Below are 25,823 nucleotides of genomic sequence, written 5' to 3'. Positions count from 1 at the left end.
CCGGCCGCGACGTTCGGCCGGCGAGCGGGCCGCTCGCGGGACCCTCAGAGCACGAGGAGGAACAGTGGGTACGACCCCGCCACCGCGAGCGACGGCGTGAGGACCCACATGGTCGCGATGCGCTTGACTGCGGCGGGGTCGAACAGGCTCCTGCGGTCCAGTTCCGGCGGCTCTTTCTCGCCGATGTCCGGGACGTCGGGGACCTCGTCGGTGGGCGAGTCGGACGGGCCCTCGCCGCGGGCGATGTCGCCGACCGTCGGACCCGTGGGGGCCTCTTCGGCCCGGGAGGCGACGAGCGCGCCGGTCGAGACTTCGAGGTCGGAGTCCTCTCGGGGTTCGGGCGTCGCGAGTTCGACGACGGTCGCGGCGCGGCTCGCGCGACCCCAGCCGAGGCCGATGATACAGCAGGTCGTGCTGACGGCGAGACTCGCCGGGATGCCCAGGTACGACAGCACCGTGATGAGCGTCCCGCCGACGACGGAGACGATGAGCGCCGCCAGGATCGGGAGCTCGGTGATGTCGTCGCCGACGGTGTCGAGCGTCCGCCGCGCGATGGTGAACCCGCCCAGCCCGAACGCGAACACGGCGAGGAGCACGCCCTGGTCGACGGTGAGCGGTCCCTGCGCGCCCACGAGCGGCGCGACGGCGTTGGCGGCGTTGGACGCCCCCGCGGAGAACCCCATGTAACAGGCGATCACGACGACCGCGGCGGAGCCGACGATGTCGCGGCCCGACGCGTTCTCGTTGAAGCGCGGTCGCGGGACGGTCCCGGAGCGGTCCAGCCGGACCAGGTGCGACTCGAACCGCGTGAACGCGATGCGACGGTCGAGGTACGGGTAGAGGTAGCGACCGATGAGCGCTCCGCAGCCGAACCCGACCAGCGGAGCGACGATCCACGCCGAGAGGATGGTGAACATCAGCGCCTCGTTGAGCGTCCCGGTCGCGAGACCGAGGCCCACGATGGCGCCGACGGCCGTCATCGAGGTCGACGCGGGCACGCCGTAGAGGTTCGAGACGAGCAGCGCCGTGCCGGTGAAAAAGAGGACGCCGACGCTGGCGACGGGTGAGAACTGCGAGGCGGGCACGATGCTGCTGCTCATCGTGTCGATGACGTTCCGGCCGACGGTCCACGCGCCGACGAGTGCGAAGGACGTGAACAGCGTCGCCGCCGTCGCCTTGCGCACGAGGCGACTCCCGACCGCGGGGCCGAAGGCGACTCCGGTCGAGGAACCACCGATGTTGAATCCGACGAACACAGCGACGAGGACGCCCGCCACCGCGAAGAGCGAGAGCATGGTCGTACCTGCCGATCAAGAGCCAGTCACTTAAAACGGTGCTCGGCGCGGCCGCCGTCGAGTCCCGACTCGATCCCCCGCTCGCGCCAGTCGTCTGGAAAGCGCGGTCTCTCGCTACGAGTTCACGTCTTCGAGGTGGTCCGAGACCACGACGCGCCCCTTGGGAGTGAGCTTGGGGCCGTCTTCGCCGTCAACGACGAGTTCGTCCGACCGGAGGTCGTTGAGGACCATCGTCAGCTGGCTGCTCTCCATGTCGAGGACGTTCGCCAGCGAGACGCCCGGCCCGGTCGAGTAGACGGCCACGAGCAGCTCGACCTGTTCCTCCGAGAGGGTCACGTCTTCGAGGTCGGCCATCAGGTCGCTGTACTCCAGGCGGAGATAGCGGCCGAGAATCGACATCTTCCGCGGGGAGTCCATCGCGGCCAGCGACAGCGCGGCCTGGCCGTCCTTGAGGTGGCGTACCGCCAGGACGGCCTGGTCGCTGCCGTTGATCTCGCGGGACGTTCGCTCGAAGTCACTGACCGTCGAGAGGTCGACGTCGACGGTGTCGTCGGCGCGTCGGAACCGGACGGTCCCCGGCTTGAGGAACAGTTTCGCGGGGACGAACTCCTCGCCGGTGACGCGGCCGCCGACTCGGGCGGGGTGTTTGACGGTCACGTCGGTGCCGTTGCAGACGGCCTTGAACAGGACGGTGGTGAACTTCTCGATCTTGTCGTCGTCGGCCTCGACGGCGGCGACCATGCGGTTTCCCCCCTTCTCGAAGGCGACCGTCACCGTCGAGTCGAAGAAGTCGCCCAGGTCGTCGGGCACCTGCCCGACGGCGACATCGAAGATCGAGGACAGCGGGATGGTCACCTTCCCCTCGTCGGCGGCGAGGACGAGCCGCTTCTCGCTGAGGAGGATCCGGCCTTTCACCGGCTCGGCACGGGCCGAGGCCTCCGAGTTGAAAGTAGCGACGAAATCCGCAATGACTGATTCCGACATAGGCGGCGTTAGCAGTCACTTTCGCCCCACGAATATTGAGCGTTTCGTGCCAGTATCAACGGCGAGAACGGTCGAGTCCAGTCGTTCGACAGGTCGGATACTACCTCACGAGGTGTCGGTGCGGGCCGAGCGGGCGTACCGGGCTGCGAGCAGTACGGCCCCGGCCAGTCCGGCCGCGACGCAGGCGCCGTAGACGAGCCCGAACGCGTCCACCAGGAACGGGTTGCCCGCAAGCGGGAAGAACGGAGCAACGTCGTGGTACAGCGCGGCGTCGAGGAGGACGTGCGACCACGCGCCGGCGAGCGCCCCCGCGGCGACGGCGGCCGTCCCGACCGTCGCGTCCGGACGTACGCGGTCGGCCAGTCCACCGAGGCGAGCCGGTAGCGACAGCGCGGCGCCGGCCACCAGCGTCGCGACGACGGTCGCGCCGAGGAACGTCGTGAGGGGGCCATGGACCGGTCCGCCGAGCGGGCCGAAGACGACCAGCGCCGCCCGCACGTCGATCACGACGCTGGCGACCAACAGCGTCGGGAGGTCCAGCCGGCGGGGTGCGAGCCCGCTCAGGAGCAGCGCCGGGCCGAGGTGGAAGGGTGTGAACGGCATGGGAGGTGTGCGGTGTCGGAGCGGCGGGGAACCAGCGTCGGCGGGAGTCAGTCGGCGTCGGGGTACTGCGGCCGGCGGGCCGACTCGTCGCTCCCCCCGACGAACGGGAGCGCGACGCGGGCGGCCGGCCGTTCCGCGCCGTCGACGCGGACCGTCAGGTCGCTGGCCGCGTCGCCCGCCGTCGCGTCGCTGTCGACGGCGGCGAGTGCGACCGGTTCGGTCCGGGTCGGACTGTCGGCGGCGCGGGTCACCTCGCCGACGGCGGCGTCGCCGTCGAACACCGCCGCGCCGGCCGCCGGAACGCGTTGCACGTCGCTCTCGCCGTCGGCGTCCTCTGCGTCGCCGCCCGCGTCGACGACCAGTCCGACGAGTCGCTTGCTCGGCCGCCCGCGGTTCTCGACGCGGGAGACGACCTCCTGGCCGACGTAACACCCCTTTTCGAAGTCCAAGGCGTTGCGGACGCCGCAGACGTTGGGGATCCGGCCCGACAACTCGGTCTCGAACAGCGGCGTGCCGGCTTCGAGCGTCAGCGTCTCCCAGGTGTGGTATCCGAAGGGCGCGGCGGCTTGCCCGCGGTTTTCGAGGGTGTCGAACACGTCTGCGGCCTCGCTCGCGGCACAGACTACCTCGTAGCCCTCCTCGCCGGCCAGGCCGTCGTCGCGGATCACGGTGACGCCGGCGTCGGCCATCGTTCCGCGGACGAACGAAAGGGGGCGGTCGGGCGAGGGGGCCTTGTTGAGGACGCTCGCGATCTTCTCGGTAGCCTGCGGGCCGTAGACGCCGAAGACGCCGAAGTCGTCGGAGGCGTCGGTGATTTCGACGTCCTGGATGAACGTCTTCGAGCGCCAGTCCTCGGCGACCCGTTCGTGCTCGGAAGGCGGGAGGAAGACGAGCAAGCGGTCGCCGGCGGCCGCGTTGTAGACGTACATGTCCGTCTCGATTCCCCCCTGAGGGTCCAGCAGGAGAGCGTAGCAGCCCTCGCCGTCCTCGCGCGGGACGCGGTTCGAGACGGCGTTGTCGACGAACGCGACGCGGTCGTCGCCCTCGACCGTGAGAACGCCGTGGCCCCGTTCGGTGACGCCGACGACGTTGCGAACGGCGGCGTGGGTCCGGGCGGGCCGGCCGTAGTGGGCCACTACCCGGCGGTCGCCGCGTTCCTCGAACGTCGCGCCGTGGTCCGCGTGGACCGACTCGATGACCGTCATTGCCCCGATTTGGGAGCGGTGTCGGGTTACGTCTTGCGGAGCGGGGAACGGTGTCGACGCCGTCGAGGACGGCGCCGCTTAGATCACCGCGTCGCGCCGGCGCGGTACTGCCCGTGGGCGACGCCGATCGCCAGACAGATCAGCCCGAAGACGATCATCGAGGGGGCGACCATCATCAGGATCGTGTCGGTACCCATCGGGATCGGCGCGCCGATCAGTCCGCCGATGCCGACGGCGATCAGGACGACGAACACCGCGGCCGTCTTCGGCAGGTCGAGTTCCATGGCAGGGGGTTAGGAACCGCTCTCAATCAGCGTTACGGGGATTCTCACCGGTCACGCGGGACCCGAACGCCGGTCGACCGACCTCACCCGCGCAGCATCGACTTGAGCTGTTCGACCGAGAAGACGCTGGTCGGGCGGTCCATGTGGACGCCGATCTCGCCGGAGAACGCCCGGAGGCCGACTCGCTGGACGGGTTCGGGCAGCGAGTACGCCCGCCGGATCCAGTGGCCGAGTTCGATCTCGCGTTCGAGGTCGTCGCGCCAGGCGCGCTCGTAGCCGGACAGCGTGGCCGGGTCGCGCGGGTCGATCTGCCGGGCGGCGTGGTCGGCGGCGGTCATCCCGTAGCGGATGCCGCCGCCGGTGAACGGCTTGGTCTGGGCGGCGGCGTCACCGATCAGGAACGCCCGGCGGCTCGTCACCGAATCGGGCGGGCCGACGGGGATGAGCCCCGAACACCGGCGGTCGGTTTCGACGCCGTAGTCGGCAGTGAACCGGTCGAACCGCTCGCGTACGTCCGCGCTCGGCGGGGTCGCGAGCCCGTACTCGACGCCCGCCTCTCCCCGCGGGATCCGCCAGGCGAAAAACTCCGGAACGGTGAGGTGGACGTCGACGAAGTCGGTGTCGTCGTCCTCGTCGCTGAACCCGAGGACGCCGTGGAGCAACTCGTCGGGTTCGGCCATGTCGAGTTCGCGCCGGACCCGGGATTTCGGCCCGTCACAGCCGGCGACCATCCGCGCCTCGTGGGTCTCGACGCCGTCCGGGCCACGCACCTCGACTTCGACGCGGTCGCGGAACTCGGAGACGCCGACGACGGTGTGGTGCTCCCGGAGGTCGACGCCCGCTTCCCGCGCGGCGTCGGCGAGTTCCCGGTCGAGACCGACGCGGTCGATGACGTTCGACACCTGTTCGTCCTTGTAGAAGGGGTAGGACGTGGCCGGGAACTCGCCGGCGCGGTCGGCACCGTTCGACTCGTCGCGGTCCGCGAGGCGGTGGCGGGGGGCGTGACCGTTCGAACGGGGGTCTCCCGGCGGGTCGCCGCGTGGGCCGCCGAGGTGGAAGCGGGCGCCGTGGACGACGTTCTGCAGGAGCCGCTCGCGGGCGCCGTCCGGTGTGAACTCCCAGACGTCGGTGGAGACGTGGCCCGAGCAGGCCAGAGGCTCGCCGACCTCGCCCTGTTCGAAGGCGAGCACGTCGTACCCCGCCTCGGCGGCGCGGCGGGCGAACCGCGAGCCCGCGGGACCACAGCCCACGACGACGAAATCGTGCATACGACCCCTGTGGCGCGTCGTGATAAAGTATCTTTCAGTCCGACCGGCGCCGTCCCGCCCACGGGGGTCCGCCACCGGTCTCGTTCTCCCCCACGCGTGGGTTTATCGCCGCGGTCCGCCTATCGCCGTCATGGAGTGGCTCAACGAACCGGCGTCCTGGGACCACTCGGCGGACCGGCTCACCGTCGAGGCGGACGGAGAGACCGACTTCTGGCGGGTCACGAAACACGGCTTCGTCGCGGACGACGGGCACTTCTTCCACCGCGACGTGGCCGGGGACTTCACCGCGACGGTCGAAGTCGCCGGCGAGTACGGGACGCTGTACGACCAGGCGGGACTGATGGTCCGTGAGGACGCCGAGACCTGGCTGAAATGCGGCGTCGAGTACGTCGACGGCGTCCAGCAGGTCGGCGCCGTCGTGACCAGAGGCGTCTCCGACTGGTCGAAGTCGCCCCTGAACGACGACCCCGAGTCGGTGTGGGTCCGGGTCGAGCGCACCGGTTCGACCGTCGAGGTGTCGTTCTCCCGCGACGGCGACGACTACGTGATGATCCGTCAGGCGTCCCTGAGCGAGGCCGAGCGGCTCCGGGTCGGACCGATGGCGGCCGCACCGAAAGGCGACGGGTTCCGGACCACCTTCGAGGGATTCAGCGTCGAGACCGAGTGACCACCTCCCGGCTCGCACGCGTGAGCGGGTGCGAGTGCCCGTCCGCGGGGCCGGCGTCGACCCTGTTTGCCGGCGGTACCGACGCTGTTTGCTGGTGGGCTTATATCGGACCGGTCCACAGACACGGTCATGAGCGAGTATCAACCGGGCGTCTGCAACATCGGGCGCGACGAGCGGCGCAAGCGGCGGACGCTGGGTGCGGCCTCCTTTCTCGCGGCGGCGGCGTACGCCGGTGTCGTCCTCGGGACGGGCCGGCCCGCCGGGCTCCTGCTGGGGTCGTTCCCGCTGCTGTTCGGCGGGTTCATGGGCGTCGTCCAGGACCGGATGGGCTTCTGCGCGGGCTTCGGCGCGCTGGCCCGCTACGACCTCTCGGGGTCGGGCGGTAGCGCCGGGTCGGTCGCCGAGGCCGAAGCCGTCAAACAGGACCGGATCAAGGCGTTCCAGGTGATCGCCGTCGCGGCGGCCGCGGCCGTCGTGACGACGATGGTCGTCTACGGCGTGGGCGCGGCGCTGTAAGCGGCGCGAACGAGCGGTCGCGCCCGTCCGCGCCCGCTCACACCACGGCCAGCCCGTGGGGCGTCTGGGCCTCGTAGGCGTCGGGCCACTCCAGAGGGACGCGCCCCCACGAGGCGCCGGCGTCGACCGAGCGGTACAGCCCGCGGTTGTTCAGTGCGAACAGGACCGACCCCCCGCTCGCGGCGAGGAGCGACCGGACGGTGCCCTCGGGCTCGGGGAGGCCGTTCATCGCGAGGTGCCACTCAGTCGGTTCGTCTCCGCCCGCGTTCGTGGTACGGTAGACGGACGCCTCGGCGGCCGAGACGCTGTGTGCGCTCCGGGCGCCGCTGGCGGCGGAGACCACGACGGTGTCGGGGTCGGCGCGCGGGACGGCCAGTCCCCAGACGTAGCCGTGGTCGAGCCCCTCCTGCGGGTACGCCCAGGTGTCGCCGCCGTCCTCGGACTGTGCGTAGCCGTCGCCGGCGGCGGTGTAGACCCGACCCTCGGCGTCGGGGTGAGTGGCGAGCGTGTGGTTGTCGTAGCGGGCGCCCTCGGGGCGGTCCCGCCAGAAGTCGGCGCCGTCGGTTTCGCCGTCGAGACTCGCCAGCGCGTCCGCTGTCACCACGAGCGCACCGGCCTCGATGGCGACGTACAGACGCTCGGGGTCGTGCGGGTCCGGTTCCAGCCAGCGGACGTGGTGGGTGTGGGGCCGCGGCGGGAACGACCACTCGGACTCCGAGGGGAGGTCGGTCAGCGGCGGCAGGGCCGTCCAGGCGTCACCGCCGTCGGTGGATCGGTAGACGGCCGACGGTTCGGTGCCGGCCCACACGGTGTCGGGATCATGGGGGCTGACAGCCACCGCGGTCACGCGGTCGTCGATATCGGGTGCGACGCGTTCCCAGGTCGCTCCCGCGTCGGTCGTCCGGCGGATCCCGGACCCGACGGTGCCGACGAACGCGCGGTCCGGTCGCTCCGGGTTCGCGGCGACCGATTGGAGATCGCGTCCCGCGAGCGCCTCGCGGGCGGTCCAGTCGTCGCCGTCACCGCGGACGACGAGCAGGCGGTCGTCGAGCGCGGCGTAGGCGGTGGTGTCGGGCATGTTCGAACGGAGGGCCGGGAGGCTCTTGAACGATCGCTGAAATCGAGTTCAGGAACGTCGATGTGGCGGGAACGGAGCGGCGATCGAACCGTTCCGAGCCGAGCGAGAGCGCTATCGCGTAAAACGCGGGCCGCAGCGAGTTTCAGTCGTCGTCGGCTCGCGGCGCCTGCTCGACCTCGCCGTCGGCGTCGGCAGTGACGACGCGGTCGCCCCGGGGCCCCTCTAGGTCCACGTCGGGCAGCAGGTCACGGAGGTACTTCCCGGTGTAGGATTCGTCGGTGCGGGCCACGTCCTCCGGCGTCCCTTCGCCGACGAGCTGGCCGCCCGCTTCGCCGCCTTCGGGACCGAGGTCGACGATGTGGTCGGCGTTCTTCACGAGGTCGAGTTCGTGCTCGATGACGACGACGGTGTTGCCGTCGTCGGTCAGGCGGTGGAGCACGTCGATGAGCTTGCGCTCGTCGTGGGGGTGCAGCCCCGTGGTCGGCTCGTCGAGGAGATACAGCGTCTCGCCGGAGTCTTTCTTCCCCAGCTCCTCGGCGAGCTTCACCCGTTGCGCCTCCCCGCCCGACAGCGTCGTCGAGGGCTGGCCCAGTTGCATGTAGTCCAGGCCGACGTCCTTCAGGAGTTTCAGCCGGCGCCGGATCTGGCTGTGGCCCTCGAAGAAGTCGTAGGCCTCGTCGATGCTCATGTCGAGCACGTCCGCGATGGTGGCGTCCTTGTAGGTCACGTCCAGCGTCTCGCGGTTGTAGCGGGCGCCGCCACACTCCTCGCATGGCACCTGCACGTCCGACAGGAAGTTCATCTCGATGGTGACGGTGCCCTGGCCACCACACTCCTCGCAGCGGCCGCCCTTGACGTTGAACGAGAACCGGCCCTTCTCGTAGCCCCGCTGCTTGGCGAGGTTCGTCTCGGCGAACAGCTCGCGGATGTGGTCGAAAACGTTCGTGTAGGTCGCGGGGTTCGACCGCGGGGTGCGGCCGATGGGCGACTGGTCGATCAGCCGCACCGTCTCGATGGCGTCGAGGCCGGAGAGGCCGTCGTGCTCGCCGGGGTTCACGTCGGAGTTGCCGTGCATCTCGCGGGCCAGCGCCTTGTACAGCACGTCGTGCATCAGCGTGGACTTGCCGGAGCCCGAGACGCCCGTGATGGCGGTGAAACAGCCGATCGGGAGGTCCACGTCCAGGTCCTTCAGGTTGTGCTGGCGGGCGCCCTCGATGGTGAGGTGGCCGTCTGGGTCGCGCCGTTCCGCGGGGACCGGGATGGCCTTCTCGCCGGAGAGGTAGTCGCCGGTCGTGGACTCGTCGGTGTCGATCACCTCGTCGAAGTCGCCGTTGACGACGACCTCGCCGCCGCGCTTGCCGGGGCCGGGCCCCATGTCGACGATGGTGTCCGCCCGCCGCATCGTCTCGGTGTCGTGTTCGACGACGAGCAGGGTGTTCCCGAGGTCGCGCAGTTCGGCGAGCGTGTTCAGCAGGCGGTCGTTGTCGCGCTGGTGCAGCCCGATAGAGGGCTCGTCGAGGACGTACAGCACGCCCACGAGCCCGCTGCCGATCTGGGTCGCCAGGCGGATGCGCTGGCTCTCGCCGCCCGAGAGCGTGGCGGCCTCCCGGTCGAGCGTGAGGTAGTCGAGGCCGACCTCGCACATGAACCCGAGCCGGGCGCGGATCTCCTTCAAGATCTCCTCGGCGATCTTCGTGTCGCGGGGGCCGAGCGTGCGTTCGAGGTTCTCGAAGTGCTCCAGGGCGTCGCCGATGGAGAGTCGATTCACCTCGGTGACGGCGGTGCCGTCGACGAGGACGGCCCTCGACTCGGCTTTCAGGCGAGTCCCGTCACAGGCGGGGCACCTCGTGGTCGCCATGTACTCCTCGATGTGCTCGCGGGCCCGGTCCGAGTCGGTCTCGACGTGGCGCCGTTCGAGGTTGGGGATGACGCCCTCGAAGCGCTCGGTCTTCTCGCGAGTCCCGTTCTTGGTCCGCCACTCGAAGTGGACGCGCGAGTCGGTGCCGTAGAGGAACTGCCGGCGGATCGACTCGTCCAGCTCCTCGAAGGGCGTCGACAGCGAGACGCCGAAGTGCTCGGCGACGTTGTCGAGCTGTCGCGAGTAGTAGGTCCGGTCGTAGCTCCAGGGCTCGAAGACGTGCTTCAGGGGTTTCGAGGGGTCCTGGATCACCAGGTCCTCGCTGACTTCCTTGGTTTCGCCGAGGCCCTCGCACTCCGGACAGGCGCCGTAGGGGCTGTTGAACGAGAACGACCGGGTCTCGATCTCGCTGATGTCGACGTTGCAGTGCGTACACGCCAGATCCTCGGAGAACTCGACGACGAGGCGGTCGGCGTCGCCGTCGTCCCCGTCACCGCTGGCGTCCTCGCCGGCGTCGCCCAGGTCACCGACCGACCGCGACTCGGCGCCGCCCAGTTCCACGTCCTCGGGCGGGTCGGGGACGGCGACCTTGATGATGCCGTCGCTCTCTTCCAGCGCCGTCTCGACGGAGTCGGTGATCCGGGAGCGGGCCTCCGGACTCACCTTCACGCGGTCGACGACCACGTCGATGGTGTGGTCGTAGTTCTCGTCCAGGTCCGGCCGGTCGAGCGAGAGGTCGTGCTGTTCGCCGTCGACCTCGACGCGAGCGTACCCCTCGGCGACGAGGTCGTCGAAGAGGTCCTCGAAGGCGCCCTTCTGGTCGCGGACGACCGGTGCGAGGACCTTCGCGCGGGTGCCCTCCGGGAGTTCGAGCACGCGGTCGACCATGTGCTGGGCGGACTGCTCGCCCACTTCGCGCCCACACTCCGGGCAGTGGGGGACGCCGACGCGGGCGTACAGCAGGCGCAGGTAGTCGTGGAGTTCGGTGACGGTGCCGACGGTCGAGCGGGGGTTGTTGGCGGCGTTCTTCTGGTCGATAGAGATTGCCGGCGACAGCCCCTCGACGTTCTCGACTTTCGGCTTGTCCATCTGGCCGAGGAAGTTCCGGGCGTAGGCCGACAGCGACTCGATGTAGCGCCGTTGCCCTTCCGCGTAGACGGTGTCGAACGCGAGCGAGGACTTCCCCGACCCCGACAGCCCCGTGACGACCGTCAGTTCCTCCCGTGGGATCGTTACGTCGACGTCCTTGAGGTTGTGTTCCTCTGCCCCGCGGACCTCGATGACGTCTTTGCTCATCTATCCTTCGCCAAGGCTCGGTGGTGTGAAACGCTGTCGGTTTCGCGGTCCGCCGAGTCGCCGGTTTCCCGGGCGGTCGAACCGCCCGCTCAGTTCCCGGACTCGCTTCCCAGGTTCGACCGGATGCGTGCGACGACGTGGTCGGCCTCGCCGTCGGTCAGACAGATCGGACTCACGGTGAAGACCCCGCCGTCGACTCCGTCGGCGCCGACGAACACGCGCGGGTCCTCCCGTCTGAGCGCGAGGACGAGGGCGGCGGCCGAGCGACCGGCCGTCTCCGCGTCGACGGTCACGCTCACCGTCGGTGCGACCGACTTCGCGCCGTCCTCGATCGTCGTCGAGAGGCCGTCGAGGCCGTCGAGATCCGCGGCGACTCGCTCGGCGCGCTCGCGCCACTCCCGGCCGAGCGCCTCGTGGTCCTCCGCCAGGAAGGCGTCCAGGGCGGCCAGCAGGCCGACGAGTTCCTCTTTGCCGACCTTGAGCGGGCGGCCGACGCCCTGTCTGGGCACCCCGTCGAACCGGTCGGCGTCGAGCAGGCGCTCGGGCGGGTCCCAGACCGACGCGGTGGCGTGGGTGTCGAGGTGCTGTGCGGCGACCGACTCGATCAGGTCGGCGCGGCCGGCAAGGATACCGGTGGTCTGGGGCCCGCGGATCCCCTTGCCGCCGCTGAACGCGACCAGATCCGCGCCCTGGTCGGTGAACCACGAGAGGTTCGACTTCGGCGGGAGTTCCGCCGCGGCGTCGACGATCACGGGCACGCCGTGGTCGTGGGCGATCTCACAGATTTCGGCCAGCGGCGGTCCCTCGTAGGCCTTGTAGACGTGGGCGACGGCGGCGGTGTCCTCGCCGATGGCGTCGGTGTACTCCCAGGGCTCGACGTTGCGGGCGCCGGTGCCGAGGGTCGCGTCGTTGGTCCCGACGTCGACGATGGTCGCCCCTGCCGTACGGAGCGCGTGGTCGTAGCCGGTGCGGTGGGTGCGGGGCATCACGATCTCGTCGGCGACGCCCTCGGTGTCGGGCAGGCGAGCCATCGTCCCCGGGTCCGTGCCGGCGATGCTCGCGGCGGCGGCCAGCAGGAGCGCGCCCGCCGCGCCGTTGGTGACGTACCCGGCTTCGGCGCCGGTCACCTCGGCGATGCGGTCGCTCGCGGCCGCCTGCAGATCCGAGAGGCGGACGAACGCCTCGGCGGCCCGGTCCATCGCCTCGCGGGCTTCGGGGCGGATGCGACTGCCGCCGATCCGCGTCTTGGTCCCCGCGGCGTTGACGACCGTCGAGACGCCCAGTTCCTCGTAGACGGAGCCGTCTGTCATGGTATCGGGTTCGCGGCTGTCCCGGTTAAAGTCGCGGACAGCGGTTCGCAGTCCGGTCGCGGAACGAACGTGGAGGTTCGCAACCGTTTCCCGCTCACGGAGCGACCTGCGGACGTGACCGACCCCAGTCTCCTCGTCGTCGGCGCCCACCCCGACGACTGCGCGATCAAAGCCGGCGGCATCGCCGCGACGTACGTCGAGGCCGACCGCGACGTGACTTTCCTCTCCGTGACCGACGGGAGCGCGGGCCATCACGAGGACGACCGCGAGACCGTCGCCGCCCGCCGCAAGCGCGAGACCGAAGCCGTCGCCGAGACGCTCGGGATCGACTACGAGGTGTTCGACGTCCCCGACGGGGAACTCGAACCCGCGCTCGAACACCGCAACCGGCTGACCCGCTTCGTCCGCGAGGTCGACCCCGACCTCGTACTCGGTCCCCGTCCGAACGACTACCACCCGGACCACCGCTACGCCGCCGAGTTGCTCCGCGACACGGCCTACATGCTGATCGTCCCGAACGTCTGTCCCGACACGCCGCCGATGGACGACAACCCCGTGTTCGGCTACGTCGCCGACGGCTTCCGCAAGCCCGCGCCGTTCGAACCGGACGTAGTGCTGGACGTGTCCGACGTGGCCGACCGGAAGCTCGACGCGCTCGACTGCCACGAGTCGCAGATGTACGAGTGGCTCCCCTACACCTTCGGCGTCCTCGAGGAGGTGCCCGACGGCGACGCCGCCCGACGCGAGTGGCTCGCCGAGGCGGGACTCGACCACTTCTCGGCGAACACCGAGGTGAACGTCGCCGACCGCTTCCGGGCGGAACTAAAGGAGCGATACGGCGACGAGCGGGGCACGGCGGTCGACCACGCCGAGGCCGTCGAAGTCTCCGAGTACGGCGCCCCGTTGACCGACGAGCGCCGCGAACGGCTGTTTTTCTTCTGACCCGGCGAGCACGGCGGCCGGACGGGCCGGCGGCGACCTACTGACACCGATGTTTAAATACCAGGGGTAGAACAGTTAGGGCACACATGGCTGGGAGCTACGATATCGCGGGGATCGAACTGAGAGACGACAGCTACACGGTCGAACAGTCGCTGATCCGGAACAAGTACAAGGCGACGGACGCGGCGGGCAACGTCGTCCTGCGCGGCAAGCAGAAGATGCTGAAGATGAAAGAGGAGTTCCCGTTCACGGACGGGAACGACAACGATGTGTTCACCGTCAAGGCCGGCGGCATCATCGACGTGGCCGGCAACTACGTCCTCTCGGACGCCCAGACGGGCGAGGATCTGGTCGTCCTCGACAACGACTACTCGCTCCTGCAGGACACCTGGAAGATCCGCGACGCGCGCGACGAGTCGAAGATCGCCGAGATCAACTCCCGGGGCGCGCTGGTCACGCTCGCTCGGAACCTCCTGCCGTTCGGCGAGATCATCCCGCACAAGTACGAGATCACCGACCTCGACGGCGACCACGTCGGCTCCATCGAGGGGCAGTTCTCGCTGAAGGACCGCTACGAGATCACCATCGACGACGCCAGCAACGTCCCGAAAGAACCGATCATCGCTGCGGCGATGGTCATCGACGCGATCCAGGGTAACTGACGCCCGGTCTCCCCGCACGGATGCGGGGTTCGGGGTCGTCGCGTCGGGCGGGGCGCGCCAGAGGACACCGCGGAGCGACGGAGCCGTCGTGATCGCGAGCGGTCACTCCCCGTCGGCGTCGCGCTTCCACTCCTGTTCCTGCCGGCGCTCGGCGACGTGGTGGCGGCCGTCGGCGAGGTCGGTGCGCGCGCGGTCGGCCAGGCCGCTCACGTCGGCCATGAAATCGCGCTCGAACGACGACAGCACGTCGTAGGACCAGCGGTCCTCGTCGACGACGCCACGGGGGAGGTGGTCGTCGCGGATCTCGTCCGCGAACTCATCGTGGCCGCTCTCGCGGAGCAGCTGTTCGGCCTCGGCGAGGTGCTCCATCGCGTGGCCGGTGTTGTGGTGGAACGCGACGAGCTTGCCGTGGGCCCGGCGGAGCCACTCCACCCCGAGTTCGATCTCGTGCAGTGCGTCGACTTCCCGCTCGGTCAGGTCGTCGCCCGGCCGGTCGCCGTCGGTTGCCATGTTGTACCATACCGATCGCGCGGAGAAAGGCCTGTTGCCGGCAGTCGTCAGGCGTAGGCGGCGAACTCCTCGCCGAAGACGACGAAGTACGCGACCCCGACGACGCCGACGACGGTGGCGACGGAGAAGGCGAGTTCCGGTCCGGCGGTCAGCACCTCCAGCGGGCCGGCGGGCAGGTCGACCGTCCAGTCGCTGTCGTAGAGGTAGCCCCCCAGGGCGGCACTGGGGATGACGATCGCGTTCCGGAGGAGGTAGTAGGCGCCGGTGACGCGGCCGCCGGCGTCGCGCTCGGCGGGACCGACGATGAGCGCCTTGTGGGAGGGGAGCCCCGCGAAGCGCAGCCCGGAGAACGCGAACAGGGCGGTGACGACCAGCGGGTCGGCCGGGGCGAATATCAACAGCACCGGGAAGACCGCGTAGACGGTGAACCCGAGCGCGACGACGGGCTTGAGGCCGACGCGCTCGGCGGCGATGGCCGTGGGCGCCATCGAGACCAGCGCGACGACCATCTCGACGCCCAGCAAGACGCCGAAGAACACGGCCGGGTTGAGGTAGACCCCGAACAGGGTCACGTCGAGTTCCCAGATGCGGGTGATCACGAGGATGAAGAAGCCGTACACCATGCCGTTGGCGAAGCGGACGAGCGTGTCGGCGACGAGCAGCGGCCGGAGCACCGCGGGCAGATCGGCCAGGTCGCTCCGGATCTGGGAGACGCCTTCGAACTCCGTTCCGAACGAGTCGGCGTCGGACTCGTAACTGACGTGCTGGATCGCCGTGGCGACGACGCCGAAGACGACCGCGACGCCGAGGACGTACAGGAAGCCCGGGAGGATGTCCGACTCGCTCCCCCCGCCGACGAGAAAGAGGAGGCCGGCCGCCAGCAGCGGGCCGATCAGGAAGGCGCTCCGGCGGAACGTCTCCGTGCTGGCGAACCCGCGGGCCAGCCGGTCGTCGGGGACGCTCTGCTTGACGATGGCGAAGGTCGCCCCCAGCCCGAACGACTTCCACGCCTGGGCGAGGACGAGGCCGACGAAGATCCACAGCCACGGTTCGAGGACGAGGGCTCCGAGGTCGAGCGGTCCGACGAGCGGCGCGACCAGCCAGAACAGGAACCCCAGCGTCGAGAGGAGGCCGAACAGCGTCAGGGCGTAGCGGGACCCGACGCGGTCGGAGAAGACGCCGCCCGCGTAGGGGTAGACCGCGCTGATGATATTGCCAAAGGAGCCGTAGAGGCCGACGACGAACGGGGAGGCGCCGAGGACGACCAGGTACTCCGAGAGGTAGCGGCCGGTCATCTGAAAGCCGAGGCTGAAGGCGAACATCGCCAGCGAGAGGACCAGTACGTCCCGCTCCAGCGAGAAGAACTGCCGCACCGTCGACCGGACGCTCGGCGACTCCGTTGCCATGGTCCGAGGTTCACTCCACCGGACCTAAACCCCGGCGACGCGGCGACGATTTCCGGTATACGCTCCCCTGCGTGACGTTCTCGACCGATCGGCTATATAGTTCGTCGAGGTGAGTCGGCGGCGGTCCGACGCCGGTCGCGGTCGGGCGAACTTCGGCGATCACTCGCCGCGGCGCCGGGCGGCCAGTGCGCCGACGAGGAGCGCGACGAGCGCGCCCGCGACGCCGAAGCCCGGACCCAAGCCGCCGGAGGTTTCGGTCGGCGTCCCGGTGGCCGTGGCGGAGGCGGTCGCAGTGGCCGTCGCGGTCGACGCGCCGCCCGACCCGACGCCCTCGACGGTTATCTCGGCCGTTCGTCCGTCGGCCTCGGCGGAAATAGTGACGTTCCCGGCGCTCTCGACGGGGACGCTACGGACGCCGTCGGCGTCGGTCTCGCCGACGGACGTGCCGGCCCGGCTGACGGCCGCACCGGGGACGGGGTTGCCGTACTCGTCGGTGACGGTCACACGGACCGTCTCGCCGACGACGACGCGGTCGTTGTCGGCGCGGAGGCTGACGGCGGGAGTCCGCTGGATGGTCGCGTTGAGCGCGGTCTCGGACTCGCGGACGCTGAGCCGCTCGGTGACCGACTCGTAGCCGGGCTTGGTGACCGTGACCTCGTAGGCGTCGTTGACGGGCATGCTCACGCTGACGGTGCCGGTCCCCTGGGTGGTCACGTCGGCGACGCCCGGGACCGTGACGTTCGCGTTCGTCACCGCCCGCGGCGGGTCGAAGTGGTCGTCGCTGACGTCGAAGGTGACCAGCACCGACTCCTGGCGGATCCCCATCGTCTGCTCGACCTGCCCGTCGACGGTCAGCGTCGTCCGGTTGCGCAGATACCCCTCCTTGAACGTGATGAGCGTGTAGTTGCCCTGCTCGATCTCGGGCGTCGTGAACGTCCCGTCGGCGGCCGTCCGCTCGTTGATCACCGGCTGGCCGTCGTGGAACATGCGCACGATAGCGTTGTCGAGCGGCCCCTCGGCCCCTTCGACGGTGACCGTCGCTCGACCGTCCCGAGCGACTTCGATCGTCACGTCGCCTTCGCTGGCGTTTTCGACGACGTACGGCTGGTTGCGGACGTAGTTCGGGTGGTCCACCCGGATAGCCACGTCGGCTCCTTCGTCCACGTCGACGAACGCCTTACCGTTGCCGGCGGTAGTGCGGTTGACCGGGCCGCCGCCGTCCCACGTGGCCGACAGCTGCGCGTCACTCAGTGGGTTTCCGCCCTCGTCGACGACGGTGACGGTGAGTGTGACGCTGTCAGACGACTGCGCGCCGACGCCCCCGACGAACGACGCGCTGGCGACGAACACCGCGAACGCGATCGTGGCCGCCCTCGTGTGTGCCCGTGGCATGGCTGGACCCTCGGCTGGCCACCTCATATCTCTGTCGGCATCTCACCGTCGTCCCGTCCCGCGCATCCGCGGGCCCGCAGCTCCCCGGCGTTCCCACCGGGTACCCCGTTCGGCGGCGAAACAGCGGTCAGCGGCCGTCCCCGAGCTGGTCGACCAGCGCCTCGACCTCCTCGCGACTCGCGGTCGTCATCGACCCCGGGATCGTCCGGGCCAGCGTCGCGCTCGCCACGCCGTGGGTCAGCGCCTCGCTCGCGCCCGCGCCGGAGAGGACCCGTTCGAGGAAGGCGCCCGCAAACGCCTCGTGCTGGCCGGCCGGGTCGACCGCGTCGACCTCGATCCCGTCTTGCTCGTGGATCACGCCGTCGCTACAGACCAGCGCCCCGCGGTCGCTGCGCGTGATCACGACCGTGTCGAACGACCGCTTCGAGGCGAGCGCGTGGGCGAACGTCCGCGGTTCGTCGGTCCGGTCGAAGATCGTCCGGGCCTGGTCCTCGTTGGCGATCAGCACGTCGACGGCGTCGAACACGCCGTCGAGCGTCTCGCGGGCCGCCTCGACAGACCAGAGCCCGGGCTGGAAGTCCAGATCCATCGCGACCAGGCCGTTGCCCGCCGCCCGGAGGACCGCCTCGGCGGTCTCGACGATGTCGCCCGACAGCGAGAGCGTGCTGCCGGCGACGAAGGTGGCGTCGGCCCGCTGGATCCGGTCCATCGGCAACTCGCCGGGCGTCACCGACGCCGCGGCGGCCCGGTCGCGGTCCTGGACCAGTCGGTCGGTCCGCGGCGCCGGCGCCTGCTCGTCGAACTGGAGTCCCTGCCGACCCTTCTCGGCCCACGCGATCTCGGTGTCGACGCCGTGGGCGTGCAGCGACCGTTCGACCCGCCGGCCCAGCGGCGAGTCCGGCAGCTTCGACAGCCAGGTCGCGTCGGCCCCCATGGCGCTCGCCGCGACGGCGACGTTGCTCTCCGTGCCCGATACCCGCATCCGCACGTCCTCCGCCGTCTCCAGCCGCTCCTCGCCGGCCGGCGACAGCCGCAGCGAGGTCTCCCCGAACGTTACCAGCTCTGTCATACCCCTCCGATCGGTAGCATCCGGTTTAGTTCATTTGGCGTTCGCTGGCGATCGTGTCCGTGTGATCGAAGCGGGTCGTCGGCCCCTCTATCGTGTGCGAGAGCGACCGTGACCGCCGACTCGACCGTGACCGCGAACGAATGAGTGGTTGCGGTCGCGGAGAGCGGTCGCCAGAGCGAGTGTCGCATCGCCGCAGATCGCCGCAAAAACAGACGCTCAGTCCCGTCGACCGCCGTGACCGGGGTAGTCCCGCTCGAAGCGGGCCTCGATCTCGTCGCGGTCGAACTCGACGACGACGGGGCGGCCGTGGGGGCAAGCCCACGGGTTCTCGCAGTCGTCGAGCCGTTCGAGGAGATCCGTCACCGACCCCTCCGTCAGCGAGGTGTTGCCGGTGATCGAGGGGTAACAGGCGAGATCCGACAGCAACTCGTCGGCGGCGGCCTCGACGGTTTCAGCGGCCGACCCCTCGCCCTCGACGAACGCGGCCAGCGCGTCCCGCAGCAGGTCGGGATCGGCCGTGTCGGCAACCAGCGAGGGGACGGTCCGCACTTCCACCGTCCGGTCGCCGACGCGCTCGGCGCGGAATCCGAGCGTCGAGAGCGCCTCGCCGTAAGTCTCGAACAGCTCCGCCTCCCGCGCCGTCAGCGAGAGTTCGACGGGCTGGGCGAGCGCCTGCGTCGTCGTCTCGCCGGCGAAGCGCTCGCGCAGCCGCTCGTAGTTGATCCGCTCGTCGGCGGCGTGCTGGTCGACCATGACCAGCCCCTCCTCGGTCTCGGCGAGGACGTACGTCCCGTGGAGCTGACCGAGCACCCGCATCGACGGCAACGAGTCGAACGCCGACGCCTCGTCCGCGGCGGCCTCGACCGGCTCCCCGTCGCCGAGTCGCGCCTGGTCGTGCCCACCGGCGAACTTGCGGGCGCGGTCCTCACCGTCGGTCGGCGGCGTCGGATCCGCCGAACCCCCGTCGTCGGACGAGGCCGGTGTCGGTCCCGCGTCGGCGACGGGCTCCGAAGCCGCTTCGTCGTCGATCACGTCGGTGGTCGCCCGGCGTTCGTCCGTCACGGCCTCTGGGCTCGAAGCCGCGTCCGCATCGCTTCCGACTTCGCCGCCTTCGGGACTGGATTCCGTCGAGGGATCGGTCTCTGCGGGGGGCGTCGAGCGGGGCGAGGGCGCGGACGGGTCCGAGGAGAACGTCGGTCCCGTCGTGGAGGGGGCGGCCGAGTCGACCGTCCCGTCGGCGTCCGGTTCGTGCGCTTCGGCGGTCGCTTCGCCGTCGCCCGCCGACGTAGTCGCGTCGGCCGGTTCCGTCGTACCCGACGACCCCTCCGGGCTGGCCGGCTCGTCGGTGGGACCGCCGCCCGCTCCGTCGTCGGGTTCACTGCTTTCGGGGGCGATCTCGGCCTGCTCGGGGGCGGACTTGCCGCGAGGGGCGCCGCTACGGAGCAAGCCATCCTCGAGCAGCGCGGACTCGACGGCGGCCTCGATCTGTTCGCGAACGCCTTCCTCGTCGGCGAAGCGGACCTCCAGCTTCCGCGGGTGGACGTTCACGTCCACGTCGCCGGCGGGTACGTCGAGGAAGAGGACGGCGAAGGGGTAGCGGTCGGGCGCGAGCTGGTGGCCGTAGGCCTCGATGACGGCGTCGCGGACCGCGCCGGCGGTGACGTACCGGCCGTTGACGTACGTCGACAGGTACTCCCGGGTGCTCCGGGTGGTTTCGGGGTGGCTCACCAGCCCGGACACCCCGCCGAGCGGGCCGTCGGGCAGGGCGGCGTCTCCGTCGTCGCCGCTCTCGCCACCGCCCTCACCGCCGGCCGAGACCTCGACCATCGACTCGGCGACCTCGCGGCCGTAGACGGACATGACGGCCTCGCGGCGGTCGTTCTGTCCCGTGGTCGCGAACGTCTCGCGGCCGTCGTGGGTCAGCGAGACGGCGATATCCGGGTTGGCGAGCGCGTAACTCGTGACGACGGTGTTGACGTGGGCGAACTCGGTGCCGTCCTGCTTGAGGTACTTCCGGCGGGCGGGAACGTTGAAAAAGAGGTCGTCGACCTCGATCGTCGTGCCCTCCGGGCAGCCCGCGGGCTCGACGCTCGTCACCTCGCCACCTTCGACGGTAAGTTCCGTCCCGCGACGGCTGTCGACGTCGCGGTCGCTCCGTGGGCGGGTCGTGATCGTCAGCCGCGAGACGGCGCCGACCGCGTGCAGCGCCTCGCCGCGGAAGCCCAGCGTCCCGACGCCCGATTCGAGGTCGTCGATGTCGCGGATCTTGGATGTAGTGTGTTCCTCGACGGCGCGACGGACTTCGGTCTCGGTCATGCCGATGCCGTCGTCGGCGACGGTGACGCCGTCCTTGCCGCCGCGCTCGACGGTCACCTCGACGCGGGTGGCGTCGGCGTCGAGGCTGTTCTCGACGAGTTCCTTCACGACCGACGAGGGGCGCTCGACCACCTCGCCGGCGGCGATGCGCTCGACGGTCGCCTCGTCGAGCCGGCGTATATCGACCATCACCACCCCGTCCGTGCGGACCCCTCAAAACAGTCCCGGAGCGCGGGCCGGACCGCAGTCGGGTACGGACCCGACCGCTCGACCGATCACTCGCCGTCGCCGTCTTCGGTCTCGCCGGTCCACTCGGCGGCCTCGTGGTTCGCGACCGCGCGCTCGACGGCCGATTCCAGCGACCTGAAGTGCATCTCCTCGACGGCGCCGTCGGGAGTGTACCAGCAGAAGTCGTCGTGTTTCTCGCCCAGTTCCACGTCGCGGCTGCGAGCCTGGACGCGGTAGAGGACCGCGTACACCGGCTCGTCGCCGCTTCCCCAGATGTCGGTCACCGTCTTGATCGGCTCCTCGACGGTCGCGTGGAGACCCACCCGCTCGTAGAGCGTCCGCCGGAGCGCCGCTTCCGGGTCCGCCTCCGCCTCGATCCGTCCCCCCGGAAACGTCCACGGACGCAGCCCGCTCGTCACGAGCAACACGTCACCGCCCGGGCCGAAGACGATCCCCCGCTGGGTCACGTGTCCTCTGAAGTACGATTCGCCCATGGTATGGGGATTTCGTCGTACCACCGTCAACGTTTCCCTCCGGACCATCGCCGAGGCGGACCGCCGCTCGGTCGCGGCCGCCACCGGTGTCGAACGTCGCCTTCCGAGGTCTCATAATAATAACGACCATTCACTCAAAAGGTACGGATTCTGTACTATCTCGGGCGGACGTCGCTCCGGTGGAAGAGGTATGACCAAAACCCATACGTCGGTTCGCTCGGAGGGTCGGCTATGGACGACGACGCCGCCCGCATGGACATCGGACTCGTCGGGCTGGGCGAGCACGGGGAGACCCACGCGGAGTTTCTGGAGGAGCTGGGCCACACCGTCCACGCGGTGGACCTGGACCCGCGGGCGAAAGAGCGCTTTCGGGACCGCTACGACGCGACGATGTACGAGGGCCTGGACGAGCTGTTCGGCGCCGGGATGGACGCGGCGATCATCTCGACGCCCAACAAGTTCCACGAGACCGCGGCGCTGAAGGCCTTCGACGCCGGGCTGGACGTGCTGATCGAGAAGCCGCTGGCCCACGACCTCGCCAGCGCCGAGCGCATCGTCGAGCGGGCCGAGGAGACCGAGAACATCTGCATGTGCGGCTACTTCCACCGCTTTCGCAATCGCTGTCGGCTGGCGAAGGCCTACGTCGAGAGCGGGCGCCTCGGCGAGGTCACGCACGTCGACGCCCGCTACATGCGCAGACGCGGGGTTCCGGGGCGCGGGACGTGGTACACCTCCCGGGAGATCGCCGGCGGCGGCGCGCTCATCGACGTGGGGTCGTTCGTCGTCGACCTCGTGCTCGACTTCTACGACTGGCCGGAGCTGGAACAGGTGATCGCGACCACCCGCTCGGACTTCGGCGACCGCGAGGACTACGCCTACCTCGAGATGTGGGGCGAGGACGACGAGGCGAAGATGTACGACGTGGAGGACTCGGTGACGGCCTTCTGCGAGTTCGAGGGCGGCAGGACCGCCCACCTCGAAGTCGCGTGGGCGGCCAACGCCCGTCGCCGCCACGAGTACAACATCCGCGGCACCGAGGCCGGGGTCTCGCTGGACGTGACGACGCCGCTGGAGTCGGTCGACCCGCTGGGGCGCAACCACCGCGAGTTCCGGCTGTACGAGGCCCGCAGCGACGTGGTCGACCACTACGTCGACAGCGAACTCGTCCCGCCCGCCAACGACCCGTTCCGCGACGAACTCGCGACGTTCCTCGCGGCCGTCGAGACCGGCGAGTCGCCCGACCGCTGCACCGCCGAGGAGGCGCTGGCCGTCCAGCGCGTCGTCGACCGGATCTACGAGGCCGCCGGCCGCGGGCGGGTCTGAGTCGGCGGGACACGGTTAAGTGCCGGCCGCGACAGCGACACACATGAGCGACGGTGACACCGGAAGGGGCGGCGACCGGATCGCCTCGGTCGGGACGGCGTTCCGGGTCCTCGAAGCGGTGCGCGAGCGCGACAGCGTCGGCGTGACCGAACTCGCGGAGGCGCTGGACCTCCCGAAGAGCACCGTCCACCACTACCTCGCGACGCTGGCCGACGGCGGCTATCTCGCCGCCGAAGACGGCCGCTATCGGCTCGGACTCGGACTGTTCACGCTCGGCGCGACCGCGCGGACGGGCGAGCGGCTGTTCCACGTGGCCAAGCCGAACGTCGACCGACTGGCCGAAGCGACGGGCGAGCAGGCGCGCCTCGTCGTCGTCCGCGACGGCCGCGCGATCACCCTCTATCAGGCGACCGGCGACGCGGTCGACGACCCGCCGACCTACGCCGGCACCGTCGAAGACCTCCACTGCACGGCGGCGGGGAAGGCGTACCTCGCCGAACTGCCCGACGAGCGCCTCGACGAGTTCCTCGCGGACCACCCGCTGCCCCGGCGGACCGCGAACACCGTCACCGACCCGGACGAGCTTCGCGCCGCCCTCTCGGCCGTCCGCGACCGCGGCGTCGCCTTCGACGACGAGGAACGCGACGAGGGCGTCCGGTGCGTCGCCTCGGCCGTCTCGGACCGCTCGGGCGAACTGCTCGGCGCCATCAGCGTCTCCGCCCCCCTCGACCGGATGCCCGACGACCGGTTCCGCTCGGAGATCCCGTCCCGACTCCGCAACGTCGTCGGCGTCGTCGAGTTCAACACCACCTACTCCGAGTGGTCCGACGCGCTGTAGCTCCGTCCGCCCCCGCTCGACTGCCCTGCCCGGCGCCCCGCTTGCCCCCTCATCTACCCCCCCAGACTCGGCTGCCCCATCCCCGACACGACACCCCCAGCCCCGCGTAGCCCCAGCCGACGCCCTCGATGCGGTCGCCTGTCACCCTGGTCGAGGTGCTGAGGGCGACCCGCGCGGGCACGGATCGACGGGCATGCTGAGGGCAGATATGTCATATTTGGGTATATAATTCAAATACGTCACTATCGCGACCGAATGGGCGACGTCGCGTCGTCAGTTCGCGGTCCCGGGGCGCGAGTCAGGCCCGGCGGTGCCAGACCGCCATCGCGCCCGGGTCGCGGTTGTCCCAGGCGTAGTACGGGACCAGTTCGAGGTCGGTTTCTTCCCGCTCGGTGTCCTCGACCGGGCGATACAGCTCCCCGTCCCAGCCGTCGCGGTCCGACACCGTCGCGTCGGCTTCGAGGACCGTCGCACCGTCCAGCGCGTCCGCCTCGCCGGCCGTGCGGAGCGTCGCGTCGTCGTCCAGCGCGTAGTCGTGCAGCGGCCGCTCGTTGTCGACCGCCTCGGCGCAGTAGACGAGCGGGCCGCGCCGGACGGCCACCCGACCCGCGTCGGCCTCGACCGCGGGGTGAGCCGCCACCAACTCGGATTGCATCTCGAACGTCAGTTCGACCCACTGGCCGTTCCACTCGCGCTCGACGCGGACGAAGCCGCTCCCGTCGTGGGACACCTCGTCGCCGTCGACGGTGACCGTCGCCTCGTCCGCCCATTCGGGGATCCGGAGGTTGACCGGGACGGCCCCGTCGGCGTCGACCTCGATGGCCACTTCGCCGTCCCACGGGAGGGCGCTCTCCTGGTCGAGTTCGACAGCGGTCCCTTCGACCGTCGTCGAGAGGTCGCTGCCGACGTACTGGGTGACGTACAGCTCGCCGCCGGTCGTCGAGTAGACGTACTGGCCGAGCGAGGCGAACAGCCGGGCGGCGTTGGGCGGACAGCACGCGCAGGTGAACCAGCCGCTGCGGTGGTGGTCGCCGTCGCTGGCGAGGGGATTGACGTAGAAGAACTCCTCGCCGTCCATCCCGACGCCGGCGAGAAAGCCGTTGTAGAGGGTTCGCTCGATCAGGTCGGCGTAGGCGGGGTCGGGCTCCAGCTCGAACAGGCGCTGGTTCCAGAAGACGCTCCCGACGGCCGCACAGGTCTCGGCGTAGGCCGACTCGTTCGGGAGGTCGTAGTCCTCGGTGAACCCCTCGTGTCTGTGCGCGGAACCGATCCCGCCGGTGACGTACGTGCGCTTGTCGGTCATGTTCGCCCACAGTCGGTCGAGCGCGGCGCGCAGCTCCGCGTCGCCGCGCTCGGCGACCAGGTCGGCGACGCCGGCGTAGAGATACATCGCGCGCACCGAGTGGCCCTCGACGGCCTCCTGCTCGCGCACGGGCGCCTGGGCCTGGGCGTACGTGCCGACGTACTCGCCGTCCTCGTCGAGAAGGAGGCTCCCGCCGCCCTCGGCGGGGACGAGCGCCCCGTCGTCCCACGACGCGCCGCCGATCTCCTCGGAATGGTCGAGTTCCCACGCCAGCCGGTCGTCGTGACCTCGGAGGTCGACGAAATACCGAGCGAGGTCGAGATATCGCTCCTCGCCCGTGACGCGGTACAGTCGTACGAGGGCGAGTTCGATCCCCTCGTGACCCGGCACGCCGTCGATCTCGTCGCCGAAGACCTCGTCGACGTGGTCGGCGAAGTCGACGGCCACGTCGAGCAGGGACTCCTCGCCGGTGGCCTCGTGGTGGGCGACCGCGGCCTCGATCAGGTGGCCGGCGCAGTACAGCTCGTGCATGATGTTGAGGTTCGTCCACTTGTGTTCGGGCTCGACGAGCTGAAAGTAGGTGTCGAGGTAGCCCGACACCTCCTGAGCGCCGGCGACCAGGTCGATCACCTCGTCGACCCGCTCGCGCAAATCGGGGTCGTCGGCCTTCGCGAGTTCGTAGCTGGCCGCCTCGATCCACTTGTAGGCGTCCGTGTCCTGGAACCACATCCCCTGGAAGCCGCCCGACTCCCCGTCGATGGCTCGGCGGAAGTTCTCCAGGGTCCCCGACTCCTTTAGCTGCTCGTACTGGTACTCGACGGTCACGTCGCGGTTGCGGTCGATCCACGGCGACCAGAAGTCGTCGTCGATGGCGACCTCGTCGACGCCGACGGTGTACTGGCTCGGCATACAGGTACCGGAGGATGCGTCACCGGGCGGAATAATTCTACTGGTCGATCTGGGCCGAGTGTGGCGT

General features: G+C 70.1%; 22 protein-coding genes. 6 read left to right on the top strand and 16 right to left on the bottom strand.

The features are described 5' to 3' along the window. Positions 1-44: 44 nt before the first annotated feature. From C475_RS08150 to C475_RS08125, 6 genes are all read right to left on the bottom strand, one after another. Entirely contained in the window at positions 45-1,295 is a 1,251-nt protein-coding gene (locus C475_RS08150; protein ID WP_006883335.1) for an inorganic phosphate transporter, read from the bottom strand. Positions 1,296-1,409: 114 nt separating this feature from the next. Beyond that, positions 1,410-2,279: a CheF family chemotaxis protein gene (locus C475_RS08145; RefSeq protein ID WP_006883334.1), complete on the bottom strand. Its 870-nt coding sequence runs from the start codon at positions 2,277-2,279 to the stop codon at positions 1,410-1,412. Positions 2,280-2,384: 105 nt separating this feature from the next. Further along, the gene (locus C475_RS08140; RefSeq protein WP_006883333.1) at positions 2,385-2,882 is read right to left on the bottom strand and encodes a hypothetical protein; all 498 of its coding nucleotides are present in this window, start codon (positions 2,880-2,882) and stop codon (positions 2,385-2,387) included. Between the two features lie 47 nt (positions 2,883-2,929). Next, positions 2,930-4,087, bottom strand: a complete 1,158-nt coding sequence (gene ygfZ / locus C475_RS08135) for a CAF17-like 4Fe-4S cluster assembly/insertion protein YgfZ (RefSeq protein ID WP_006883332.1) — start codon at positions 4,085-4,087, stop codon at positions 2,930-2,932. Between the two features lie 83 nt (positions 4,088-4,170). Next, complete coding sequence (locus C475_RS08130; protein ID WP_006883331.1) at positions 4,171-4,371, bottom strand: DUF7333 family protein; 201 nt, start codon at positions 4,369-4,371, stop codon at positions 4,171-4,173. A gap of 83 nt (positions 4,372-4,454) precedes the next feature. After that, positions 4,455-5,639 (bottom strand): geranylgeranyl reductase family protein, encoded by a 1,185-nt coding sequence (locus C475_RS08125; RefSeq protein WP_006883330.1) that lies wholly within the window; start codon positions 5,637-5,639, stop codon positions 4,455-4,457. Positions 5,640-5,769: 130 nt separating this feature from the next. Between C475_RS08125 and C475_RS08120 the strand changes: the two genes are divergently transcribed. Both C475_RS08120 and C475_RS08115 read left to right on the top strand, forming a co-directional pair. Further along, entirely contained in the window at positions 5,770-6,306 is a 537-nt protein-coding gene (locus C475_RS08120) for a DUF1349 domain-containing protein (protein ID WP_006883329.1), read from the top strand. 129 nt (positions 6,307-6,435) lie between these two features. Continuing rightward, positions 6,436-6,822 (top strand): hypothetical protein, encoded by a 387-nt coding sequence (locus tag C475_RS08115; RefSeq protein WP_006883328.1) that lies wholly within the window; start codon positions 6,436-6,438, stop codon positions 6,820-6,822. Positions 6,823-6,859: 37 nt separating this feature from the next. Here the strand turns inward: C475_RS08115 and C475_RS08110 are convergent, their stop codons facing one another. The 3 genes from C475_RS08110 to C475_RS08100 all read right to left on the bottom strand — a co-directional run bounded on the left by C475_RS08110 (position 6,860) and on the right by C475_RS08100 (position 12,364). Then, positions 6,860-7,900 (bottom strand): WD40/YVTN/BNR-like repeat-containing protein, encoded by a 1,041-nt coding sequence (locus C475_RS08110; protein WP_006883327.1) that lies wholly within the window; start codon positions 7,898-7,900, stop codon positions 6,860-6,862. A 142-nt stretch (positions 7,901-8,042) separates the two neighbouring features. Continuing rightward, a complete protein-coding gene (gene uvrA, locus C475_RS08105) occupies positions 8,043-11,054 on the bottom strand; it encodes an excinuclease ABC subunit UvrA (protein ID WP_006883326.1) in 3,012 nt (1,003 codons plus the stop codon). Positions 11,055-11,143: 89 nt separating this feature from the next. Next, entirely contained in the window at positions 11,144-12,364 is a 1,221-nt protein-coding gene (locus C475_RS08100; protein WP_049930322.1) for an aminotransferase class V-fold PLP-dependent enzyme, read from the bottom strand. Positions 12,365-12,478: 114 nt separating this feature from the next. Between C475_RS08100 and C475_RS08095 the strand changes: the two genes are divergently transcribed. Further along, the gene (locus C475_RS08095) at positions 12,479-13,306 is read left to right on the top strand and encodes a PIG-L deacetylase family protein (protein WP_006883324.1); all 828 of its coding nucleotides are present in this window, start codon (positions 12,479-12,481) and stop codon (positions 13,304-13,306) included. Between the two features lie 86 nt (positions 13,307-13,392). Continuing rightward, positions 13,393-13,968, top strand: a complete 576-nt coding sequence (locus C475_RS08090; RefSeq protein WP_006883323.1) for an LURP-one-related/scramblase family protein — start codon at positions 13,393-13,395, stop codon at positions 13,966-13,968. A gap of 102 nt (positions 13,969-14,070) precedes the next feature. On the opposite strand, the gene C475_RS08085 is transcribed toward C475_RS08090, so the two are convergent. The 6 genes from C475_RS08085 to C475_RS08060 all read right to left on the bottom strand — a co-directional run bounded on the left by C475_RS08085 (position 14,071) and on the right by C475_RS08060 (position 21,383). Further along, positions 14,071-14,478: a hypothetical protein gene (locus C475_RS08085; protein WP_006883322.1), complete on the bottom strand. Its 408-nt coding sequence runs from the start codon at positions 14,476-14,478 to the stop codon at positions 14,071-14,073. A gap of 47 nt (positions 14,479-14,525) precedes the next feature. Beyond that, positions 14,526-15,884, bottom strand: coding sequence for an MFS transporter (locus C475_RS08080; protein ID WP_006883321.1), 1,359 nt, complete (start codon positions 15,882-15,884; stop codon positions 14,526-14,528). A 159-nt stretch (positions 15,885-16,043) separates the two neighbouring features. After that, entirely contained in the window at positions 16,044-17,276 is a 1,233-nt protein-coding gene (locus tag C475_RS08075) for a hypothetical protein (protein WP_006883320.1), read from the bottom strand. Between the two features lie 127 nt (positions 17,277-17,403). Beyond that, positions 17,404-18,345 carry a sugar kinase gene (locus tag C475_RS08070; protein ID WP_006883319.1) on the bottom strand — a complete coding sequence of 314 codons (942 nt, stop codon included), beginning with the start codon at positions 18,343-18,345 and terminating at the stop codon, positions 17,404-17,406. Between the two features lie 216 nt (positions 18,346-18,561). Then, positions 18,562-20,850, bottom strand: a complete 2,289-nt coding sequence (gene mutL / locus C475_RS08065) for a DNA mismatch repair endonuclease MutL (RefSeq protein WP_006883318.1) — start codon at positions 20,848-20,850, stop codon at positions 18,562-18,564. Between the two features lie 86 nt (positions 20,851-20,936). After that, complete coding sequence (locus tag C475_RS08060) at positions 20,937-21,383, bottom strand: NUDIX hydrolase (protein WP_006883317.1); 447 nt, start codon at positions 21,381-21,383, stop codon at positions 20,937-20,939. A gap of 231 nt (positions 21,384-21,614) precedes the next feature. Between C475_RS08060 and C475_RS08055 the strand changes: the two genes are divergently transcribed. Further along, positions 21,615-22,706, top strand: coding sequence for a Gfo/Idh/MocA family protein (locus C475_RS08055; protein ID WP_006883316.1), 1,092 nt, complete (start codon positions 21,615-21,617; stop codon positions 22,704-22,706). Between the two features lie 43 nt (positions 22,707-22,749). Beyond that, the gene (locus tag C475_RS08050; RefSeq protein ID WP_006883315.1) at positions 22,750-23,544 is read left to right on the top strand and encodes an IclR family transcriptional regulator; all 795 of its coding nucleotides are present in this window, start codon (positions 22,750-22,752) and stop codon (positions 23,542-23,544) included. A gap of 298 nt (positions 23,545-23,842) precedes the next feature. On the opposite strand, the gene C475_RS08045 is transcribed toward C475_RS08050, so the two are convergent. Next, positions 23,843-25,756, bottom strand: coding sequence for a glycoside hydrolase family 127 protein (locus C475_RS08045; RefSeq protein ID WP_006883314.1), 1,914 nt, complete (start codon positions 25,754-25,756; stop codon positions 23,843-23,845). Between the last annotated feature and the right edge of the window lie 67 nt (positions 25,757-25,823).

The organism is Halosimplex carlsbadense 2-9-1 (genome assembly GCF_000337455.1).
Lineage (GTDB): Archaea > Halobacteriota > Halobacteria > Halobacteriales > Haloarculaceae > Halosimplex > Halosimplex carlsbadense.
The sequence above is the reverse complement of the archived record's forward strand: the minus strand, read 5'-3'. Positions and strand labels throughout refer to the sequence as shown.

What these genes read in the sequence shown, in the direction of transcription:
- C475_RS08150 (WP_006883335.1), bottom strand. Translation starts at nt 1,295, where the DNA reads ATGCTCTCGCTCTTCGCGGTGGCGGGCGTCCTCGTCGCTGTGTTCGTC.
- C475_RS08145 (WP_006883334.1), bottom strand. Translation starts at nt 2,279, where the DNA reads ATGTCGGAATCAGTCATTGCGGATTTCGTCGCTACTTTCAACTCGGAG.
- C475_RS08140 (WP_006883333.1), bottom strand. Translation starts at nt 2,882, where the DNA reads ATGCCGTTCACACCCTTCCACCTCGGCCCGGCGCTGCTCCTGAGCGGG.
- ygfZ (WP_006883332.1), bottom strand. Translation starts at nt 4,087, where the DNA reads ATGACGGTCATCGAGTCGGTCCACGCGGACCACGGCGCGACGTTCGAG.
- C475_RS08130 (WP_006883331.1), bottom strand. Translation starts at nt 4,371, where the DNA reads ATGGAACTCGACCTGCCGAAGACGGCCGCGGTGTTCGTCGTCCTGATC.
- C475_RS08125 (WP_006883330.1), bottom strand. Translation starts at nt 5,639, where the DNA reads ATGCACGATTTCGTCGTCGTGGGCTGTGGTCCCGCGGGCTCGCGGTTC.
- C475_RS08120 (WP_006883329.1), top strand. Translation starts at nt 5,770, where the DNA reads ATGGAGTGGCTCAACGAACCGGCGTCCTGGGACCACTCGGCGGACCGG.
- C475_RS08115 (WP_006883328.1), top strand. Translation starts at nt 6,436, where the DNA reads ATGAGCGAGTATCAACCGGGCGTCTGCAACATCGGGCGCGACGAGCGG.
- C475_RS08110 (WP_006883327.1), bottom strand. Translation starts at nt 7,900, where the DNA reads ATGCCCGACACCACCGCCTACGCCGCGCTCGACGACCGCCTGCTCGTC.
- uvrA (WP_006883326.1), bottom strand. Translation starts at nt 11,054, where the DNA reads ATGAGCAAAGACGTCATCGAGGTCCGCGGGGCAGAGGAACACAACCTC.
- C475_RS08100 (WP_049930322.1), bottom strand. Translation starts at nt 12,364, where the DNA reads ATGACAGACGGCTCCGTCTACGAGGAACTGGGCGTCTCGACGGTCGTC.
- C475_RS08090 (WP_006883323.1), top strand. Translation starts at nt 13,393, where the DNA reads ATGGCTGGGAGCTACGATATCGCGGGGATCGAACTGAGAGACGACAGC.
- C475_RS08085 (WP_006883322.1), bottom strand. Translation starts at nt 14,478, where the DNA reads ATGGCAACCGACGGCGACCGGCCGGGCGACGACCTGACCGAGCGGGAA.
- C475_RS08080 (WP_006883321.1), bottom strand. Translation starts at nt 15,884, where the DNA reads ATGGCAACGGAGTCGCCGAGCGTCCGGTCGACGGTGCGGCAGTTCTTC.
- C475_RS08075 (WP_006883320.1), bottom strand. Translation starts at nt 17,276, where the DNA reads ATGCCACGGGCACACACGAGGGCGGCCACGATCGCGTTCGCGGTGTTC.
- C475_RS08070 (WP_006883319.1), bottom strand. Translation starts at nt 18,345, where the DNA reads ATGACAGAGCTGGTAACGTTCGGGGAGACCTCGCTGCGGCTGTCGCCG.
- mutL (WP_006883318.1), bottom strand. Translation starts at nt 20,850, where the DNA reads ATGGTCGATATACGCCGGCTCGACGAGGCGACCGTCGAGCGCATCGCC.
- C475_RS08060 (WP_006883317.1), bottom strand. Translation starts at nt 21,383, where the DNA reads ATGGGCGAATCGTACTTCAGAGGACACGTGACCCAGCGGGGGATCGTC.
- C475_RS08055 (WP_006883316.1), top strand. Translation starts at nt 21,615, where the DNA reads ATGGACGACGACGCCGCCCGCATGGACATCGGACTCGTCGGGCTGGGC.
- C475_RS08050 (WP_006883315.1), top strand. Translation starts at nt 22,750, where the DNA reads ATGAGCGACGGTGACACCGGAAGGGGCGGCGACCGGATCGCCTCGGTC.
- C475_RS08045 (WP_006883314.1), bottom strand. Translation starts at nt 25,756, where the DNA reads ATGCCGAGCCAGTACACCGTCGGCGTCGACGAGGTCGCCATCGACGAC.